We start from the raw sequence: 20,037 nt of genomic DNA, 5'->3' as shown, positions 1-20,037 counted from the left end.
TACGGTTATTTAGTACAACCTCGATAGCCTGATCGAATTCAGCTGTTCGGGGGGACGGATGTTTTCGGTCATCACATGTATTCGGGACGATCACGATTGGCGCCTGGTGCTTGTGGCGGCCGCGGTTTGCCTGATCGGCGCTATGGCAGCGATGCTGCCGCTTTCCCGCGCCCAAGGATGCGATGCCGGGCGGTGCAAGCTCTGGATCGGGGCCTCGGCCTTCGCCTTCGGCACCGGCGTTTGGGCAACCCACTTCATCGCGATGCTGGCCTATGACGGCGGCATGCCGATCAGTTATCAGTTGGGCCTGACGGCGCTATCCTTCCTCCTGTCGGTTGTCGGCTCGTGGGCCGCGATCCTCGTCGCTTCGCAAAGCCGCGGCAGATTTTCGCGCTTACGCGGCGGCGTCCTGATGGCGCTCGGCATCGCCGCGACGCATCTGACCGGCATGCAGGCGATCGAGACCCAGGCGGTAATCGTCTACGAACCCTATATGACGCTGAGTGCGGTTCTCGCCGGAGCGCTGTTGTCAAGCGCCGCCTTCCACGCCTTTTTCGAATTGAAGGGACCGAGGCGGCTCGTCGCTTCGTCGATCACTTTCGTCCTCGCGATCTGCGCGCTCCATTTTATCTCGATGGCTAGCATCACGCTCGTGCCGGATCCCGGCAAAGAGCTTCCGGCAGCGGTGCTCGACGCCAGCCTGCTTGCTGCGATCGTCGTGGTGGCGGCGACGACGCTCATTCTGATGGCGCTCGCGGTGGTCTATATCGACAGCCACTTGACGGATCTGAGGGGGCTCGCAAATGCCTCGCAGGAAGGGCTGCTGATTCTGCGGGAAGGCAGGATCATCGACGCCAACGAACGTTTCCAGGAACTCTCCGGCTGGAAGCTTGCCGATCTTGCCGGCAAGGCGCCCTCTGCTGTTTTTGGCGCCGTCCAGGGACAGAACAGGCTCGGCGAGACGCTGCTCAACACCAGGAACGGCAAGGAGACCGCCGTCGAAGTGAACACAAGCAGGATCGTCTATCGCGGGCACAATTGCGACGTTCTGGCGGTGCGCGATCTCAGCGAGCGCAGACGGGCCGAGGAAATGATCGAACATCTCGCCCACCACGATGTTCTCACCGATCTTCCGAACCGATCATTGTTCGACACGCGCATCCGCCAAGCGCTGCAGATGGCCGAACGAAAGAACGGCGAGGTTGCCCTCCTCTATATCGATCTCGATCGCTTCAAGACCGTCAACGACGTTTTCGGCCACGCCGAGGGTGACCGAATTCTCTGCAAGGTCGCCTCTATCCTGCGTCGCGTGACTGATGAAAGCGATACGATCGCCCGCCTCGGCGGCGATGAATTTGCCATCATCCAGCCCGCCGGACAGCAACCGGCGGCCGCGCAGAAGCTCGCGGCCGCGATCCTCGACGAATTCGCCGTCGAGATGGATACGGCACGCGACCCTACCGCCGTCGGCGTCAGCCTTGGCATCGCACTTTATCCGGCCGACGGCAGCGATGCAGACGAGATCTGCAACAACGCCGATATTGCGCTCTACCGGGTCAAGCACGGTGGCCGCGGCAAGGCCTGTTTTTTCGATGCGGAAATGGACGAGGCCACACGAGCCCGCCGCCAGATCGAAAGCGAACTGCGCCACGCCATCACTCGCCATCAGATCCATGTCAGCTATCAGCCAATTCTCGATGCACAGAGCGGCGTGATCAGCGGTTACGAGGCCTTGATGCGCTGGAACCGGCCGGGCCACGGCATATGCGAGCCGGATGTCTTCATTCCGATCGCCGAGGAAAGCGGGTCGATAGTCCAACTTGGGGAATGGGTGCTGCAGCAGGCTTGCACGGAGGCCGCGCGCTGGCCGCATCCGCTGACGATTGCCGTCAACGTCTCGCCGGTGCAGTTCATGCTGCCGAACCTGGCCGAGCGAATCGAATCAATCCTCGAGGAAACGCGGCTCGCGCCAGATCGGCTGGAAATTGAGATCACCGAGGCAGCTCTTATCCGTGATCGCGATCGTGTGATGACCACGCTGCAGCGACTGCGCGGTCTGGGAGTCCACATCGTCATGGACGACTTCGGCACCGGTTATTCCTCGCTTTCCAACCTGCGAACCTTCCCTTTCGACAAGATCAAGGTCGACCGCAGCTTCACCGGCATGCTGGAGCATGACGTGGCGGCGCGTTCGATCGTGCGCGCGATCATCGGCCTCGGTCACAGTCTCGGCATGCCTGTTGTGACGGAGGGCGTCGAAACCGAGACGCAGCGCCAGATCGTCCTCGAAGAAGGCTGCGCGCAGGTACAAGGCTTTTTGCTCGGCAAGCCGGATATCGAGCCGAGCATCAAGTTCGCCGCCCGCAAAAGCTTCCTGGCTCCGACGGCCGACGCCGACGCGCTGCAGATACCGCGGTGGCGACCTACGCGTCTTGCCTGCGAGTAATCCGGGTCAGAGCGCCTTGGCGTTTTCCAGAAGCCGGCGGATATATTCGAGTGTCAGCTCGCGCTCGAAGACCCGAAACCCTTTGAACAGCGCAAGGTCGGCCTCCCGCGCGGTCTCGATCGCCTCGGCCTCCATGGCGCGCGCTCTCGGCGTCAGGAAGAGCAGTTGCGCCCGCTTGTCGGACGGATGCGGCCGGCGCTCGATCAGCCCGTCGCGGACCATGCGCGAAAGCGTGTTGGCCATGGTCGCCTGCTCGATATCGACCCGCTCGAGAAGCTGCTTCTGGGTCAGCCCGTCCTCGGCCCAGAGTTCCAGCAGAATGGGGAACTGGCCCGGAGAAAAGCCGAGCCCGACCGCGCGCTGGTGCAGCGAGCGGGCAAAACCCTTCGCCAGCTGGCTGGCAAGGTAGGCTCCCGAATCCATGCGGTTAAATCCCATGATTGCAAGTTAGGCTCAAAACCATGCCGGAGACAATGCAGCAAATCGCATACGATGCTCCTAAACATGCAAGCGGCGAGCAGAATTTCGAGTGCCTGGAAAAAACAAAAGTCGCCATGGCCTGGAGGTTGGCCATGGCGACTTTAAAGTGGGGACAAAGGCCCGGAGAGGGGGATAAGGCCTTTGTCCAAGCCTGACGCGGCGGGGGACAAGCCGGTAATCAGACCCGCGACGCAATCAAGCGCCGGTGACATGGATTTGTGGCTCAGAATGTGGTTTTTCAAGGGAGAGCGAACGTTACAAATCGGTAACAGTTTGGTGAGCCGGAATCGCTGCCGCACAATTCCTGAGATCGGAATCGATGGAAGGATAAAATTATGCAGCAACGCCAAGTGCTCAGCCTCCTTTGCGCGTCCAAAAATAAGCGCGGGCGCCGTAGCGCTCCGAACGCCATAATCCTTTTCGCGCGCTGAATTTTATGCCGAACTCTATATGGACCTCGTCCCATGCCCGCGCTATCCATGCACGCATGAAAAAAGGCGATCACCTCTTCCTAGTCGATGGTTCCGGATTCATCTTCCGGGCGTTTCATGCACTGCCGCCGCTGACCCGCAAGTCCGACGGCTTGCCGATCGGCGCCGTGTCCGGTTTCTGCAACATGCTGTGGAAGCTGCTGAGGGATGCGCGCAATACCGATGTCGGCGTGACGCCGACGCATCTTGCCGTCATCTTCGATTATTCCGCCAAGACGTTTCGCAAGGATCTCTACGACGCCTATAAGGCGAACCGCTCCGCTCCGCCGGAAGAGCTCATCCCGCAATTCGGCCTTATAAGAGAGGCGACCCGCGCCTTCAATTTGCCCTGCATCGAGACAGAAGGCTTCGAGGCCGACGACATCATCGCCACCTATGCCCGCCAGGCAGAGGCGACCGGCGCCGATGTCACCATCGTCTCCTCCGACAAGGATCTGATGCAGCTCGTCAGCCCCAATGTCCATATGTATGACAGCATGAAGGACAAGCAGATCGGCATTCCCGATGTCATCGAGAAATGGGGCGTGCCGCCGGAAAAGATGATCGACCTGCAGGCGATGACCGGCGATTCGGTCGACAATGTTCCCGGCATTCCCGGCATCGGCCCGAAAACCGCCGCCCAACTTCTCGAGGAATACGGCGATCTCGATACGCTGCTCGAACGCGCCACCGAGATCAAGCAGGTCAAGCGCCGCGAGACGATCCTCGCCAATATCGACATGGCCAGGCTCTCGCGCGATCTCGTGCGGCTGCGCACCGATGTGCCGCTCGATCTCGATCTCGACGGGCTGGTGCTTGAACCGCAGAACGGTCCGAAGCTGATCGGCTTCCTGAAGACGATGGAATTCACCACGCTGACGCGCCGCGTCGCCGAAGCCTGCGATTGCGATGCGAGCGCCATCGAACCGGCGATCGTCCGCATCGAATGGGGTGAGACGGCCCGCGGCCCGGATCTCGATGCGGCCGAGCCCGAGCCCGTTGCCGGCGGCATCCCCGATGTTTCCGGCGAATCCGTGCCGGTGCCGCCGCGTGCAAAGGCGAAGACCGCGGTCGAAGGCGCCTTTTCGCCCGCCGATCTTGCCAAGGCGCGGGCCGAGGCCTTCGCGACGCTGCCCTTCGATCATTCGACCTATGTCACGATCCGCGATCTGCCGACGCTCGACCGCTGGATTGCCGATGCGCGCGCCACCGGCCTCGTTGCTTTCGATACCGAGACCACGTCGCTGGATGCGATGCAGGCCGAGCTTGTCGGCATTTCGCTGGCGATCGCGGACAATACGGCCGATCCCACCGGCACGAAGATCCGTGCCGCCTATGTGCCGCTCGTCCATAAGAACGGCGTTGGCGATCTACTCGGCGGCGGCCTTGCCGAAAACCAGATCCCGATGGGCGATGCCCTGCCACGGCTGAAGGCATTGCTGGAAGACGAATCGGTTCTCAAGGTCGCCCAGAACCTGAAATACGATTACCTGCTGATGAAGCGCTACGGCATCGAGACCAGGAGTTTCGACGACACGATGCTGATCTCCTACGTGCTCGATGCCGGCACCGGCGCGCATGGCATGGACCCGCTCTCGGAAAAATTCCTCGGCCATACGCCGATCCCCTACAAGAACGTGGCGGGCAGCGGTAAGGCGAACGTCACCTTCGATCTGGTCGATATCGACCGCGCCACCCACTATGCCGCCGAAGATGCCGAGGTGACGCTGCGCCTCTGGCTGGTGCTGAAGCCGCGGCTGGCGGCGGCGGGATTGACCAGCGTCTATGAACGGCTGGAGCGGCCGCTATTGCCTGTACTGGCGCGCATGGAAGCGCGCGGCATCACCGTCGACCGGCAGATCCTGTCGCGGCTCTCCGGCGAGCTGGCCCAGAGTGCTGCAAGGCTGGAGGACGAGATCTACGTGCTGGCCGGCGAACGGTTCAACATCGGCTCGCCGAAGCAGCTGGGCGATATCCTGTTCGGCAAGATGGGCCTTGCCGGCGGCAACAAGACGAAGACAGGCCAATGGTCCACCTCCGCGCAGGTGCTCGAGGATCTGGCCGCCGCCGGTTTCGAATTGCCGCGCAAGATCGTCGACTGGCGCCAGGTCACCAAGCTGAAATCCACCTATACCGACGCGCTTCCGGGTTACGTTCACCCCGAGACAAAGCGGGTCCACACCTCCTACTCGCTGGCGTCGACGACCACGGGGCGCCTGTCCTCGTCCGAGCCGAACCTGCAGAACATTCCGGTGCGCACCGCAGAAGGCCGCAAGATCCGCACCGCCTTCATCTCGACGCCTGGCCACAAGCTGATCTCCGCCGACTACAGCCAGATCGAACTGCGCGTGCTTGCCCATGTGGCCGAGATCCCGCAACTGACCAAGGCCTTCGAAGATGGCGTCGACATCCACGCCATGACGGCGTCGGAAATGTTCGGCGTGCCGGTGGAAGGCATGCCGGGCGAGGTGCGCCGCCGCGCCAAGGCGATCAATTTCGGCATCATCTACGGCATCTCGGCCTTCGGGCTTGCCAATCAGCTTTCGATCGAGCGTTCGGAAGCCGGCGACTACATCAAGAAGTATTTCGAGCGTTTCCCCGGCATCCGCGACTATATGGAAAGCCGAAAGGCCATGGCGCGCGACAAGGGTTACGTCGAAACGATCTTCAGCCGCCGCATCAACTATCCCGAAATCCGCTCGTCCAATCCATCCGTGCGCGCCTTCAACGAGCGTGCGGCGATCAACGCGCCGATCCAGGGCTCGGCTGCCGACGTCATCCGCCGGGCAATGATCAAGATAGAGCCGGCGCTTGTTGAAGTCGGCCTTGCCGATCGCGTCCGCATGCTGCTGCAGGTGCATGACGAACTCGTCTTCGAGGTCGAGGACGAGGATGTCGAAAAGGCGATGCCGGTCATCGTCTCTGTCATGGAAAACGCCACCATGCCGGCGCTGGAAATGCGTGTGCCGCTGAGGGTCGATGCACGCGCCGCCACTAATTGGGACGAGGCGCACTAACGGCTTCCCCAAAAATCGCAAAGATTTTTCTCGCCACCAGAACTCATTGAAAGTGCAGCGTTTTACCCAAAGGGGTCGGACCGGGACGATACAGCAGGAAGGAACTTATTAACCTTCCTTTTCTATCCCGGTAGGGTCGTAATTTGCAAAGCATGAGTGAGTAGCGGACGCATGCGTTTTCCCAGAACCAATTTGACGGATGCCGGAGATTTTTCCAGCGAGATTGAAACGGACCTTCCGGAGGAAAACCCACGGGAGAAGCCGGCGGCGCCCATCTGGCAGAGCAACTTTTCCCTCGCGCCGAATGTCCGTTTCACCCGCACGCCGGAAACGCTGATCAGCAGGCGGCGCGCGCCGAATGAGCCGGTTCGCGATGATTCGCAGTTTGGACAGCAGGCGATACGGATAGAGCCGGTTGCCGTCGACGTGCCGTTCGATATCTATCTGCCGGAGCCGGACGACATTTCCGCAGCACCGCATAGTATCGAACTGCAGCAAGCACCTTTGCTTGACGAGCCCGGCGCGCCCGCCTTCCGCGCCAGCGCCGAGCTTTCCTCCATTTCGGATTTCGCATTCTGGGAAGTCATGGCCTTCGAAGAGGCCGAGCCAGTTCGCGCGCCGCCGTTGATATCGTTCCCGAAGACCGAGACTTCGCCCGAATCGATCACGTCGCTGTTCCGGATCATGGAATGGCGCCCCGGCCGGCCGGCCCCCGCTCCCGTCGTCTCCCGCCCTGCCCCGCAGCCGGCCGCGGTCTCCGCGAAGGTCGCCGTGCGCCCTGCGGCCGCCATATCCCTCGAAAAGCCCAGGCGCATTCCTGTCGAGGCACCGGTCATGCTCGCACCTCAGGTGGCGGCGACCTCTCAGCTCGCGCCAGCCCCTCAGGTCGCGCCGGCACCACAGCGCACGCCGCCCGTCGCCGCGGTCCTGCCGTCGCCACGCCGGGCCGTGAGGCCCGAAAAGATCGACGCATCCGGCTATGAATTCCCGCCGCGTGCCCTTCTGCAGGAGCCTCCGGAACGCCTCGGCGAGATCATGTCGCAGGAGACGCTGGAGCAGAATGCCGGGCTTCTGGAAAGCGTGCTGGAAGATTTCGGCATCAAGGGCGAGATCATCCATGTCCGTCCCGGCCCCGTCGTCACCCTCTATGAATTCGAGCCGGCGCCGGGTGTGAAATCGTCGCGCGTCATCGGCCTTGCCGATGATATCGCCCGCTCTATGTCGGCGCTCTCGGCCCGCGTTGCCGTGGTCCCTGGCCGCAACGTCATCGGCATCGAATTGCCGAATGTCACACGCGAAACCGTTTACTTCCGCGAGATGATCGAGAGCCAGGATTTCGAGAAGAGTGGCTACAAGCTGGCGCTCGGCCTCGGCAAGACCATCGGCGGCGAACCTGTCATTGCTGAGCTCGCCAAGATGCCGCATCTGCTCGTCGCCGGCACCACCGGCTCCGGCAAATCGGTCGCCATCAATACGATGATCCTGTCGCTGCTCTACCGCATGACGCCGGAACAGTGCCGGCTGATTATGGTCGACCCGAAGATGCTCGAACTCTCCGTTTATGACGGCATCCCGCATCTGCTGACGCCCGTCGTCACCGATCCGAAGAAGGCGGTCATGGCGCTGAAATGGGCCGTGCGCGAAATGGAGGAGCGCTATCGCAAGATGTCGCGCCTTGGTGTCCGCAACATCGACGGTTACAACGACCGCGTCGCCCAGGCCCGCGAAAAGGGCGAGACCATCCATGTCATGGTCCAGGTCGGCTTCGACAAGGGCACCGGCACTCCGATCGAGGAAAGCCAGGCGCTGGACCTGACGCCGATGCCTTATATCGTCGTCATCGTCGACGAGATGGCCGACTTGATGATGGTCGCCGGCAAGGACATCGAAGGGGCAATTCAACGCCTCGCCCAGATGGCGCGAGCCGCCGGCATCCATCTGATCATGGCGACACAGCGTCCGTCGGTCGACGTCATCACCGGCACGATCAAGGCAAATTTCCCGACCCGCATCTCCTTCCAGGTGACCTCGAAGATCGACAGCCGCACCATTCTCGGCGAACAGGGCGCCGAGCAATTGCTCGGTCAGGGAGATATGCTGCATATGCAGGGCGGCGGGCGGATTTCCCGTGTCCACGGTCCCTTCGTCTCGGATGTCGAAGTGGAAAAGGTCGTTGCCCATCTGAAGACCCAGGGCCGCCCGGAATATCTCGACACCGTCACCGCCGATGAGGAGGAAGAGGCGGACGAAGAAGAAACCGGCGCCGTTTTCGATAAGAGCGCGATGGCCTCGGAAGATGGCAACGAGCTTTACGAACAGGCGGTCAAGGTCGTCTTGCGCGACAAGAAATGCTCGACCTCCTATATCCAGCGCCGCCTCGGCATCGGCTACAACCGCGCCGCCTCATTGGTGGAACGCATGGAAAAGGAAGGCCTCGTCGGCCCCGCCAACCATGTCGGCAAGCGCGAGATCGTATCGGGACGGGGCGACGGCGAGTAATTCTGGCGAAGGCGCGGATGGGATGCCTCTTGCTCAACATCCCCTCTCCTCGGGGAGCGGGCAGGGTGAGGGGGCTCTTGGCACCTCGTGAATATCTGTAGCCGCTCGTCAGTGCGTCTTGGTCAGCAACCCGTCCAGGATCTCGATCATCTTCTGCTCGGCCTCTTCGAGCGAGCCGCTATTGTCGAGCTCCACCACGTCGTATTCGCCGCGCACCGTCAGCGGTCCGCGAGCAAGCCGGGCCATGATATCCTCATGCGTCTCGCGTCCGCGCGCCTCCAGCCGGCCGGCGAGCACTTCGGGGCGGGCGGTGACGTTGATGACCTTCAGCCGCGGGAATGCGGCCTGGAAACGATGAAGCGCCGAGCGTGAACCGTTGGCGACGACGACATGACCTCGCGACAGCGCTACCGAAACTTCGGCCGGAATGCCGTATTTCAGGCCGTGCGCTTCCCACCAGACAGCGAAGGAGCCTGATTGCTCCATGGCGGCAAAACCTTGGAGGGAGACGGAAAGATGATCCTCGCCGCCCGCGTCACGGTGACGGGTGATGACGCGGCGGACGAAATGCACATCGTCGCGGCCCTTGAAACGCCGGGCCGCGAGGTTCATCAGCGTGTCCTTGCCGGCCCCGCTTGGTCCGACGACGACGACCATGATGCCGCGCTCGGCTCCGGCTCCTGCGTGGGGTTCGTGCGACATCATGCGACACGCCGTCCCTGGCGCCAGACGGAGCGTGTCACCGGCACGCCGTGCGAACGGTGGACGCGGACAAGATCGGCGCGCAGCCCCGTCGCGATCCGTCCGCGATCATCGAGGCTGACGGTGCGGGCGGGCGTCGACGTGACCATGGCGATCGCTTTCGGCAGGCTGATGCTTTCGACCTCGTCGGCGAGGATGAACGGCGCATGCAGCAGGCTGAGCGGCACGTAGTCGGAGGAAAGCACGTCGAGCACCCCCATCTCGGCAAGGTCGCGGGCGGCGATATTGCCGGAATGCGACTTGCCGCGCACGATGTTCGGCGCGCCCATCAGCACGCTCATGCCATGTCCGTGCGATGCCCGGGCGGCATCGAAACTGGTCGGGAATTCGGCCAGGCGCACGCCGTTGTCGATCGCCTCGTCGACATGCGAGAGCGTCGCATCGTCATGGCTTGCCACGGTGATGCCGCGCTCGGCGCAGACCTTGGCGATGGCGTTGCGGTGCGGCGTCGAATTGCGCGCGGATTCTGCTTGGCGCTTGGCGACGAAACGCGCGAAGGCTTCGTCGCTGAGCCCCCGCTTCTTCTGGTAGTAGAAAATATACTGATCCATCGTCTGAAACTGACGCTGGCCGGGCGCATGATCCATCAGCGAGACGAGCCGCACATGCCGGTCGTTTTCGAAATCGGCGAAATGTTCGAGCACATTGTCGGCCGAGACCTCGCAGCGCAAATGAAGCAGGTGCTCGGCACGCAGCCTGCCTTCCGTCTCTGCCGACTGAATGGCATCGGCCATCTCGCGCATCTCGCCATGTTCGAAGCCGCCGTCCTCGTCCGCCCCCATACGCAGGCAGTCGAACACCGTGGTGATGCCTGATGTGACGATCTGGGCGTCATGCGCCTGGATGGCGGCGGTCTTGTTCCAGCGAATGCCGGGGCGCGGCTGATAATGCCCTTCGAGATGGTCGGTGTGCAGCTCCACAAGGCCGGGAATGATGTAGTCGCCTTCAAAATCTTCGCCGGCTATCGAGTTGCCCTCGGTGATATCGGCGATCTTCCCGTCGCGAATGAGGATCGAGCCCGAGAGGATGTCGTCCTCGAGAACGATGCGGGCGTTGGAAAACACGGTCTCTTTGCTCATGGCGTCAGGTCTTTCAGCGTTTGGCGCCGGCAAGCGGCAGCCAGGAATGAACTTTGAATGGGGCACCGCGCGTCTCCTCGATGAAGACGGCAAGGCCGGAAATCGAAAGCGGCCGGCCGGTGAAATCGGCAAAACGCTCGGTCAGGATCGCTTTCATCACCTCGGCGCGTGTTTCGGGCACCTGGCCGCTCAGCGTCATGTGAAAGCCGAAATCCTCCATGACGTAGGGATAACCCCAGCGCTGCAGATGGGCACGTTGGCTGCCGCTGAGCTTCTCCGGGTTGCGCCGCGCCATATCGGCCTCGGAAAGCGCTGCGCGGAACGGTTCGAATGACCTTACCACCTTCGCGGCGAAATCCTGAAGCGGTTGATGATGAGAACCGGGAACGAGGGCAAAAAAACGGCCGAGCTGGCCAAGCACGAGTTCAGGAATCTCGAAGGCTTGCGTGCGCTGGGCAAAATCCTCGGCAACGGTCATGAGATCCTTCTCGGTGACGGAGGAGGCGAGCGAAAACGGCGCCTTGATCGTGGCGTGAAAGCCGTAGCGGCGGGGGTCGGCGGTCAGCTCGAACTGTTCTGCAGCACCCAGCTGCTCATGTTCCGGTGCAGGATAGGTCTCGCCGGTGAAGGCATTGCGGCCGAGCCAGAGCGAGGCCGCGCCGGTCAGGGGATCATCCTTCGGCGGCGAGAAATAGAGAGCGTAGCGCAAGGCTTTTATCCTGGGGATCGTCCAAATGGGGGTCGCACTGTGCAGTGATTTGGCGGCGAACCGCAAGCAGGCTCCCGGCTAAAAGATTTCCGTGACAGAATGATGATGGCGTCAGTTCGTCAGTGGCCCTTTTTTCCCATCACGCGCGAACGCAGCGCATTCGAGAGGTTGTCGAAGGCGAAGACCACGAGGAGGATCAGCAGGACCATATAGGCGACTTTGTCCCAGTCCGAATTGGTCTTCATGGATTCGAGCAGCTTGAGGCCGATGCCGCCCGCACCGACGGCGCCGATGACGGTCGCCGAGCGGGTATTCGATTCCCAGAAATAGAGCGATTGCGAGATGAACACCGGCAGGACCTGGGGGATGACGCCGTAGCGTTGGACGGCCACCGGTGTCGCACCGACCGATCTCACGCCCTCACGCTGTTTGTCGTCAATGTTCTCGAGCGCTTCGGCATATACCTTTCCGAGCGCGCCCGTATCGGTGAAGAAGATCGCCGCGATGCCCGGAAGCGGCCCTGGGCCGAAGGCACGGGTGAAGAACAACGCCCAGATCAGCATGTCGATCGAGCGCAGGAAATCGAAGAGCCGCTTCGTGCCCCAGTTCGCAGCGCGGCTCCGCGTGATGTTGCGCGCGGCGATGAAGGCAAGCGGGAAAGCGACCAGCGTGCCGAACAGCGTACCGACAAAGGCCATGACCAGCGTCTGCATCAACTTCGACAGGATGTCGCCATGCTGCCAGCTTGCGTTGTTCAGGAAGTTGTCCAACGCCAGCGAGGCATTGGACTGGTTGGGATCGAGCCGTTCGCCGGAGAACATCAGGCCGACCACCTCAGGCAGGTTCCGGCCCCAGAAGGGCGACTGCGTATCGAAGAAGAAGTTCGCCCAGCCGAGAAAGCGGCGCTGGACATAGACCTGGCTGGTACGGATTTCCGCCTGTCCCGCGAAGCCGTAATAGACGATCACCTTGTTGTCGTCCTGCTCCATCTGGGAAGGCGCATCGGCCGGCAGGGAGGCACGATCGCGGGTGACGGTCACGGGATAGAGCTTGCCGCCGATATAGACGTCGACGCGGCTCGGCGTCACTTCCATGCGGTCGTCGCCGCTGCCGAAGGTGACGGTGTATTGGCTGCCATCGGCATTGGGCTTCAGCCAGTTGATATCGGCGCCCTCGGGATACTGGCGGCGGCTCGTCCATTGGGGGACGACCTGATCGTTCTGGAAACGCAGGCGCGGCTGGGCGCGCCAGGAATACCAGTCCTGGACATAAATCGCCGCACGGTCCCAGTTGCCGTTCATGAAGGTGGGGATGACGTTGAAGAAGGCGAAGCAGAAGGCAAGGTAAACGAAGACCGCAGCTGAAATGAGGAGCAGACCCCAGCGCTGCATGAAGCTGCGATGGAAGACGTCCGGATAGGCGGAAAGCAGTCGTTCACGCTCGGCGGCGTTGATCGTCGGAACAGAAGACATCAGGCTGCTCCCTGGCCGAATTCGAAGGACTGCTTGCCGATCAGCCGGCGGCGCAGCCAGGCGGAGAACTGGTCGACGCAAATGACGGTGATCAGCAGCAGGATGATGATCGCGTAGGTCTTGGCAGCATGGTCGCGTCCGATCGACAGACTGAAGACCTCACCTATGCCGCCGCCGCCGACGGCGCCGATAATAGTCGAGGCGCGCACGTTGATCTCGGTCCGCAGCAGCGTGTAGGAGACGAAGTTCGGCAGCACCTGCGGCAGGATCGCGAAGCGCACGCGCTCCAGCCAGCTGGCGCCGGCGGCGCGCAGGCCTTCATCCGGCTTCATGTCGGCATTCTCGACGACTTCGAAGAACAGCTTCCCAAGCGCGCCGACAGTATGGACCCATACCGCGATGATCGCCGAAATCGGACCGATCGACAGGATCGCGGCGAGAAGACCGGCGACGACGATTTCCGGGAAGGCGCGCATGATTTCCATGATGCGCCGCACGACCCAGCGCGTCACGCCTGCACCGACCAGATTGGTGGAAGCGAAAAAGCAGAGCAAGAACGCGCCGCTCGCACCGAGAATGGTGGAGACGATGGCGATGTTGAGCGTGATCGCGAGCTGGTAGAAGAAATTCGGGATGTAGAAACTATCGGTGATCCAGACGCGGTCGCTTGTATAGTCGTATTTGATCGAACCGTCAGAGAAGGGCGACGGTAGGTCGAACATGGCGCGGAAGATCTCCAGCGGACTGTCCGGCACGAAGCTCTTCATGAAGTCGAAGAAATAGGGAAGGCGCTCGAAGAACTTGCCCGAGTTCGCGCCGTTGGCGAAGTCGAGCGAGGCGCAGAGGATGATCAGGAAGACCACGATTGAAACGACGGTATAGATCCGTCGCGTTCGAACCTGGCTCTGATAATGATCGAGGATGGTGCGGGAGCCCTCCTGCAATCCGCTCAGAGAGTCCGCGCCGGCCGAGTGCGCCATATATGGCTTCCTTCTTGGAAAACGGCGGCATCATCATGATGCCGCCGCAAGACTGTTCAGACTTGAGGATCAGCCGCCGATAACGGCCTTACGGGCATCGATGATCGTCTGGTAGAAGCTCTGGTCGACCGGCGCCCAGTCAACGTAGCCGCCGCCCGTGAACGATTCGAAGCAGCTCTTGTCTGTCTTCGGCAGTTCGGCGAAGTAGGCGGTAACCTTCTTCTGGAGGTCGGCAGGCAGCTTCTGGGAAACCATCAGCGGACCGTTCGGGATGAGCGGCGACTTCCAGACTTCGACGATATCGTCCATGTCGAGCAGGCCCTTGGTGACCATCTGGTGCAGGTTGCCGGAGGTGTAGCCCTGCGCCCAGTCGCCCTGACCGGAACCGAAGGTGGTACCGACATCGAACTTTTTGTCGAGAACGCCGAGAACGAGATTCTCGTGGCCGCCGCCGAAGCCGGTTTCAGCGAAGTACTGCTTGACTGGTGCGCCGGTGGCCTTCGGAAGGGCAACGTTAGGAACAAGGTAGCCGGAGGTAGAGTCCGGATCGGCGAAGCCGAGCTTCTTGCCCTTGGCGTCGGCAAGCGTCTTGATGCCGGAGTCCTTGCGGGCAACCATGATCGAGTAGTAGCCGGTCGAACCGTCTGCCTGCTTGGTAGTCAGAACCGGGGTGACGGCGTTCGGATCCTTGATATAGACCGCGGCGTAAGAGGCGGCGCCCATGACGGCGAGGTCAATCGTGCCACCAAGGAGACCCTGGATGACGCCGTTGTAGTTCGGCGACGGGAAGAGCTGAACTTCAGAAACGCCAGTGGCAGCGATCAGGCCGGGCTTGACGCATTCGGTGCGGCGAACCTGGTCGGCTTCGTTTTCACCGCCATCGAGACCGATGCGGAGGACCTTGACGTCCTGGGCAGCGGCATTGCCGGCGAGGGCGGCGACGGCGATGGTTGCCATCATGATCTTGCGGAATGCAGACATGGAAGTCTCCTTTTGTGACATGGTTTGTTTGTCAGTTATTTTTCCGACCGTTGTCCCGTCGGCCGGAAACGGTCAGTGCACGGCAGCGGCTTTGGCCACCCTGCCGGATGAGAGATCCGCGGCGCGCCGCTTGGATTCGAGGCTGGTCGAGGTCAGCGTTTCGTCGATGCCGGCGCCATCCTTGTCGGTCCCGTAGATTTCCTTCACCGCTTCGGCGGTCAGCTCCGAGGGCTGGCCGTCGAAGACGACGCGGCCGCCGGCCATGCCGACGATGCGCTCACAATAGTTGCGGGCGGTATCGAGCGTGTGAAGGTTGGTGATGACGGTGATGCCCTCGCGCTCGTTGATATCGCGTAGCGCATCCATGACGATCTTGGCATTCAGCGGATCGAGCGAGGCGATCGGCTCGTCGGCGAGAACCATTTTCGGGTTCTGCATCAGCGCGCGGGCGATTGCCACGCGCTGCTGCTGGCCACCGGAAAGCGTGCCGGCTGCCTGCAGCGCCGTCTGCTCGATGCCGAGGCGTTCGAGTGCCGCGATGGCATGCACGCGTTCCTCGCGGGTGAAGATGTTGAGCAGGCTCAGAAGCGTCGAGCGGTGGTTGAGGCGGCCGAGCATAACATTGGTGAGAACGTCGAGGCGCGGCACCAGGTTGAACTGCTGGAAGATCATCGCGCAGTCGCGCTGCCAGTTGCGCAACGCCTGGCCGCGAAGCCCGGAGACCTCGACGCCGGCGAAATGAACGGAGCCGGAGCTCGGCTCCTGAAGGCGGTTGATCATGCGCAGCAGCGTCGACTTGCCGGCGCCGGAGCGGCCGATGATGCCGACCATCTGGCCTTGGGGAATGGCGAGCGTGACGGAATCGACAGCGAGCTTTTTTCCGAAACGACGTGTGACATTCTTCAGCTCGAACATCATGCTCTTCCCTTGCAATCCATGCCTTGATCAGCATCGCATTAGTCCCGCTTGATGAACCTCGCATGTCATATTTGTGTAAGTCCTGTCACAATTCTTCGCCCCCTATATCGGGGGTTTTAACCGCCGTAGCGGGATAGGAAATCTTCCGCGTTCAGGTTGCGAAAATCCTCGAGCGCCTGGTGCAGTCGGGCATGCTCCCAATCCCACCAGGAAAGCCTGTCCATCCGTTCGCCGACCTCTCTTGGAAAGCGCTCTCGGATGAGCTTTGCCGGCACGCCGCCGACGATCGTATAGGGCGCGACGTCCTTCGAGACGACGGCGCCGGCTCCGATCACCGCGCCATTGCCGATGTTGACGCCCGGCAGAATGGTCGCCCCGTGGCCGATCCAGACATCGTTGCCGATCGTCACGCGGTTTGCGCGACGCCAGGCGAAGAAGTCCGTCTCCATGTCGCCGTCCGGCCAGTAGTCGGCGGCGCGATAGGTGAAATGATGCAGCGTCGCGCGCCAGGTCGGATGGTTGGTGGCGTTGATGCGCACAGCAGCGGCGATATTGACGAACTTGCCGATCGTCGCACACCAGACGGAGCCGTCCTGCATGATGTAGGAATAGTCGCCGAAGGTGGCCTCGCTGATGCGGCAGCGTTCGGAAACCTCGGTATAGCGCCCGAAGGTGGAATCGCTGACGGATGCCGTTTCGTGAAAGTAGGGCTCGATGCCCAGCTTGCGGCTCATGCAACGATCTTTCTGGGTGAAAACTGCTGGACGTCGAGAATGCGGTCGGCGACGGCTTCGCGCACTTCTTCGTCGTGGAAGATGCTGAGAAGGGCCACACCCGCCTTCTTCTTTTCCGCGATCATGCCGACGACGACGGCACGGTTCCTGGCATCGAGCGAGGCTGTGGGCTCGTCGAGAAGCAGGATCGTGTGCTCGGTGATGAAGCCGCGCGCGATATTGACGCGTTGCTGCTCGCCGCCGGAGAAGGTGGCGGGCGGAAGCTGCCAGAGCGTTTCCGGCAGGTTGAGTCTGGCAAGCAGGGCGCCCGCCTTTTCCCGTGCCGTGACGGCGTCCTCGCCGCGTGCCACCAGCGGTTCGGCAACCACGTCGATCGCCGCGACGCGCGGCACGGTGCGCAGGAACTGGCTGACATAACCGAGTGTATTGCGGCGGACGTTGAGCACGGTGCGCGGATCGGTGGAGGCGAGATCGACGATACGTCCGTCGTGGCGGATGAGGATCTGGCCGGTGTCGACGGCGTAATTGCCGTAGATCATCTTGAGCAGCGAGCTCTTGCCGATGCCCGATGGGCCACCGAGCACGACGCATTCGCCCGATGCGACGGAGAAGGCGACATCGGAGACGACAGGTAGCTCGATGCCGTCGCGCAGATGCATGGTGAAGCTCTTCGAGACTTCGGAAACGACGAGGGGCGTTGCCATTTTTTTCTTCCTTGGTTTCGAGCCGTGCGTTCAGACCTGCAGGATCGAGGAGACGAGCAGCTGCGTATAGGGTTCGCGCGGGTCGTCGAGCACGCGGTCGGTGAGCCCGTGTTCAATGACGTAGCCGTCCTTCATCACCATCATCCGGTGCGAGAGCAGGCGGGCGACGGCGAGATCGTGGGTGACGATGATGGCCGAGAGACCGAGATCGTTGACGAGGCCGCGCACGAGATCGAGCAGGCGCGCCTGCACCGAGACGTCGAGGCCGCCGGTCGGCTCGTCCATGAAGACGAGCCGCGGGCCGGTGACGAGGTTGCGGGCGATCTGCAGGCGCTGACGCATGCCGCCGGAAAAGGCCCGCGGCTGGTCGTCGATGCGGTCGGCGTCGATCTCGACGCGTTCGAGCCAGTCAATCGCTGAGGCGCGGATCTTGCCATAGTGCCGGTCGCCGATCGCCATCAGCCGTTCGCCGACATTGGCGCCGGCAGAGACGGTCATGCGCAGGCCGTCGGCCGGGTTCTGGTGCACGAAGCCCCAGTCGGTGCGCATTAGGAAACGCCGCTCGGCCTCGTTCATGCGATAGAGGTCGCGGTAGCTGCCGTCGCGCATGTGATATTCGACGCTGCCGGTGCTCGGCAGCAGCCGGGTGGAGAGGCAGTTGAGCAGCGTCGTCTTGCCGGAGCCGGATTCACCGACGATGGCGAGCACTTCGCCGGGCCAGAGTTCGAAGGAGACGTCGCGGCAGCCGATGCGGTTGCCGTAGAATTTCGAAACGTCATGGACTTTGAGAAGCGGGGTCTCGCTCATTCTGCAGCCTCCCGGGCCAGCATCTCGCCGGCATGTCCGTGTGCGCGGCGGTCTTCGCAATGATCGGTGTCGGAGCAGACGAACATGCGCCCGCCCTTGTCGTCGAGAACGACTTCGTCGAGATAGACATCCTCGGCGCCGCAAAGGGCGCAGGGCTTGTCGAAGCGCTGGATATCGAAGGGATAGTCCTCGAAATCCAGGCTGACGACGTCGGTATAGGGCGGAACCGCATAAATGCGCTTCTCGCGTCCGGCGCCGAAGAGCTGCAGCGCGTCCGACATATGCATCTTCGGATTGTCGAATTTCGGCGTCGGCGACGGGTCCATGACATAGCGGCCGTGGACCTTCACCGGATAGGCGTAAGTCCGCGAGATACGGCCGTTATGGGCGATGTCCTCGTAGAGCTTCACATGCATGAGGCCGTATTCTTCGAGCGCATGCATCTTGCGCGTTTCGGTCTCGCGCGGCTCGAGGAAGCGCAGCGGCTCGGGGATCGGCACCTGGTAGACGAGCACCTGTCCCACCCTAAGCTTTTCCTCGGGAATGCGGTGGCGCGTCTGGATGATCGTCGCATCCTTGGTATGCGTCGTCACCGCGACATTGGCGACCTTCTGGAAGAAGGCGCGGATGGAAACGGCGTTGGTCGTGTCGTCGGCGCCCTGGTCGATGACCTTCAGCACGTCATCCGGTCCGATGATCGAGGCCGTCACCTGCACGCCGCCGGTGCCCCAGCCATAGGGCATCGGCATTTCGCGCGAGGCGAAGGGCACCTGGTAACCCGGAATGGCGATCGCCTTCAGGATGGCGCGGCGGATCATCCGCTTGGTCTGTTCGTCGAGATAGGCGAAGTTGTAGCTGGCCAGATCGGTCATTCGGCGGCTTCCTTCATGTCTTCGCCACCGTTGCGGGCGGCTTCGAATTCGCGGCGCATGCGGCGGACGAGATCGAGTTCGGCCTGGAAGTCCACATAATGCGGAAGCTTCAGGTGCTCGACGAAGCCCGTCGCCTGGACGTTGTCGGAGTGCGAGATGACGAATTCCTCGTCCTGTGCCGGCGCGGTAATATCCTCGCCGAGCTCTTCGGCGCGAAGCGCCCGGTCGACCAGCGACATCGCCATCGCCTTGCGCTCACTCTGGCCGAAGACGAGGCCGTAGCCGCGGGTAAATTGCGGCGGCGCCTTGGCCGAACCCTTGAACTGGTTGACCATCTGGCATTCGGTGATCTGGATGGTGCCGAGCGAGACGGCAAAACCGAGTTCCGGCACGTCGAATTCCACCTCGACGTCGCCGATGCGGATTTCACCGGTGAAGGGGTGATTGCGGCCATAGCCGCGCTGGGTAGAATAACCGAGCGCCAGCAGGAAGCCCTCGTCGCCGCGGGCAAGCGCCTGCAGGCGGAGATCCCGGGTCATCGGGAATTCCATCGGCTCGCGGGTCAGGTCGCCGATCTTATGATCTTCCGGCATGTCGCCGTCAGCCTCGATCAGGCCTTCTTCGCCGAGGATTTCGGAGACGCGCATGACGCGGCCGGTCTCGGCGGCGCGCTGAGCGGGCGTCTCGACCGCCTCGTCCGAAAGCAGCGAGGGATCGAGCAGGCGGTGGGTATAGTCGAAGGTGGGCCCAAGAAGCTGGCCGCCCGGCAGATCCTTGTAGGTCGCCGAGATGCGGCGTTCGATCGTCATGTCAGCCGTGTCGAGCGGCTTTGAATAGCCGAAACGCGGCAGCGTCGTGCGGTAGGCGCGCAGCAGGAAAATCGCCTCGATCATGTCGCCGCGCGATTGGCGGATGGCAAGGGCTGCGAGCGTGCGGTCGAAAAGCGAGGCTTCGGCCATAACGCGGTCGACGGCGAGTGCCAGCTGCGCCACGATCTGTTCGATGCCGATCGCCGGCAGCGAACGGTCGCCGCGGCGGCGGTCGGCGAGCAGGCGATGGGCATTGGCGATGGCGGCCTCGCCACCCTTGACGGCAACATACATCAGC

At 62.3% G+C, this 20,037-nt stretch carries 16 protein-coding genes; 3 read left to right on the top strand and 13 right to left on the bottom strand.

All coding sequences use genetic code 11. From position 1 onward, the window contains the following. The first annotated feature begins 58 nt into the window (after window positions 1-58). Window positions 59-2,446 carry a bifunctional diguanylate cyclase/phosphodiesterase gene (locus HFO71_RS20255; protein ID WP_131661777.1) on the top strand — a complete coding sequence of 796 codons (2,388 nt, stop codon included), beginning with the start codon at window positions 59-61 and terminating at the stop codon, window positions 2,444-2,446. Window positions 2,447-2,452: 6 nt separating this feature from the next. Here HFO71_RS20255 and HFO71_RS20250 read toward each other — a convergent pair whose 3' ends face one another. Continuing rightward, complete coding sequence (locus tag HFO71_RS20250; RefSeq protein WP_003544385.1) at window positions 2,453-2,869, bottom strand: MarR family winged helix-turn-helix transcriptional regulator; 417 nt, start codon at window positions 2,867-2,869, stop codon at window positions 2,453-2,455. Between the two features lie 544 nt (window positions 2,870-3,413). Between HFO71_RS20250 and polA the strand changes: the two genes are divergently transcribed. Further along, on the top strand, window positions 3,414-6,413 hold the full coding sequence (gene polA, locus HFO71_RS20245; protein ID WP_221988378.1) for a DNA polymerase I: 3,000 nt from the start codon (window positions 3,414-3,416) through the stop codon (window positions 6,411-6,413). Between the two features lie 171 nt (window positions 6,414-6,584). After that, on the top strand, window positions 6,585-8,912 hold the full coding sequence (locus HFO71_RS20240; protein WP_206987525.1) for a DNA translocase FtsK: 2,328 nt from the start codon (window positions 6,585-6,587) through the stop codon (window positions 8,910-8,912). 108 nt (window positions 8,913-9,020) lie between these two features. Here the strand turns inward: HFO71_RS20240 and phnN are convergent, their stop codons facing one another. The 12 genes from phnN to HFO71_RS20180 form a co-directional block, all read right to left on the bottom strand. Further along, a complete protein-coding gene (gene phnN / locus HFO71_RS20235; RefSeq protein ID WP_131662144.1) occupies window positions 9,021-9,617 on the bottom strand; it encodes a phosphonate metabolism protein/1,5-bisphosphokinase (PRPP-forming) PhnN in 597 nt (198 codons plus the stop codon). Next, a complete protein-coding gene (locus tag HFO71_RS20230) occupies window positions 9,614-10,753 on the bottom strand; it encodes an alpha-D-ribose 1-methylphosphonate 5-triphosphate diphosphatase (protein WP_065281784.1) in 1,140 nt (379 codons plus the stop codon). The genes phnN and HFO71_RS20230 overlap by 4 nt, the downstream gene beginning before the upstream one ends. Window positions 10,754-10,766: 13 nt before the next feature. Next, window positions 10,767-11,462 (bottom strand): DUF1045 domain-containing protein, encoded by a 696-nt coding sequence (locus HFO71_RS20225; RefSeq protein WP_131662145.1) that lies wholly within the window; start codon window positions 11,460-11,462, stop codon window positions 10,767-10,769. A 119-nt stretch (window positions 11,463-11,581) separates the two neighbouring features. Continuing rightward, on the bottom strand, window positions 11,582-12,934 hold the full coding sequence (phnE, locus tag HFO71_RS20220; protein ID WP_131662146.1) for a phosphonate ABC transporter, permease protein PhnE: 1,353 nt from the start codon (window positions 12,932-12,934) through the stop codon (window positions 11,582-11,584). Further along, window positions 12,934-13,914, bottom strand: coding sequence for a phosphonate ABC transporter, permease protein PhnE (gene phnE / locus HFO71_RS20215; RefSeq protein ID WP_168257797.1), 981 nt, complete (start codon window positions 13,912-13,914; stop codon window positions 12,934-12,936). The genes phnE (HFO71_RS20220) and phnE (HFO71_RS20215) overlap by 1 nt, the downstream gene beginning before the upstream one ends. Before the next feature lie 69 nt (window positions 13,915-13,983). Continuing rightward, window positions 13,984-14,895, bottom strand: coding sequence for a phosphonate ABC transporter substrate-binding protein (gene phnD, locus HFO71_RS20210; protein WP_131662148.1), 912 nt, complete (start codon window positions 14,893-14,895; stop codon window positions 13,984-13,986). Window positions 14,896-14,967: 72 nt separating this feature from the next. Beyond that, the gene (gene phnC, locus HFO71_RS20205) at window positions 14,968-15,810 is read right to left on the bottom strand and encodes a phosphonate ABC transporter ATP-binding protein (RefSeq protein WP_131640053.1); all 843 of its coding nucleotides are present in this window, start codon (window positions 15,808-15,810) and stop codon (window positions 14,968-14,970) included. A 119-nt stretch (window positions 15,811-15,929) separates the two neighbouring features. Further along, window positions 15,930-16,547 (bottom strand): DapH/DapD/GlmU-related protein, encoded by a 618-nt coding sequence (locus HFO71_RS20200; RefSeq protein WP_221988375.1) that lies wholly within the window; start codon window positions 16,545-16,547, stop codon window positions 15,930-15,932. Further along, window positions 16,544-17,251 carry a phosphonate C-P lyase system protein PhnL gene (gene phnL / locus HFO71_RS20195; protein ID WP_221988373.1) on the bottom strand — a complete coding sequence of 236 codons (708 nt, stop codon included), beginning with the start codon at window positions 17,249-17,251 and terminating at the stop codon, window positions 16,544-16,546. The genes HFO71_RS20200 and phnL overlap by 4 nt, the downstream gene beginning before the upstream one ends. A 30-nt stretch (window positions 17,252-17,281) precedes the next feature. Beyond that, window positions 17,282-18,058: a phosphonate C-P lyase system protein PhnK gene (gene phnK / locus HFO71_RS20190; protein WP_221988371.1), complete on the bottom strand. Its 777-nt coding sequence runs from the start codon at window positions 18,056-18,058 to the stop codon at window positions 17,282-17,284. Continuing rightward, the gene (locus HFO71_RS20185; RefSeq protein ID WP_210066709.1) at window positions 18,055-18,930 is read right to left on the bottom strand and encodes an alpha-D-ribose 1-methylphosphonate 5-phosphate C-P-lyase PhnJ; all 876 of its coding nucleotides are present in this window, start codon (window positions 18,928-18,930) and stop codon (window positions 18,055-18,057) included. Before HFO71_RS20185 ends, phnK begins: the two co-directional genes overlap by 4 nt. Beyond that, window positions 18,927-20,033, bottom strand: a complete 1,107-nt coding sequence (locus HFO71_RS20180) for a carbon-phosphorus lyase complex subunit (RefSeq protein WP_221988369.1) — start codon at window positions 20,031-20,033, stop codon at window positions 18,927-18,929. The genes HFO71_RS20185 and HFO71_RS20180 overlap by 4 nt, the downstream gene beginning before the upstream one ends. Window positions 20,034-20,037 lie beyond the last annotated feature (4 nt).

Source organism: Rhizobium laguerreae (assembly GCF_019778565.1).
GTDB classification, from domain to species: domain Bacteria; phylum Pseudomonadota; class Alphaproteobacteria; order Rhizobiales; family Rhizobiaceae; genus Rhizobium; species Rhizobium laguerreae.
The sequence above is the reverse complement of the archived record's forward strand: the minus strand, read 5'-3'. Positions and strand labels throughout refer to the sequence as shown.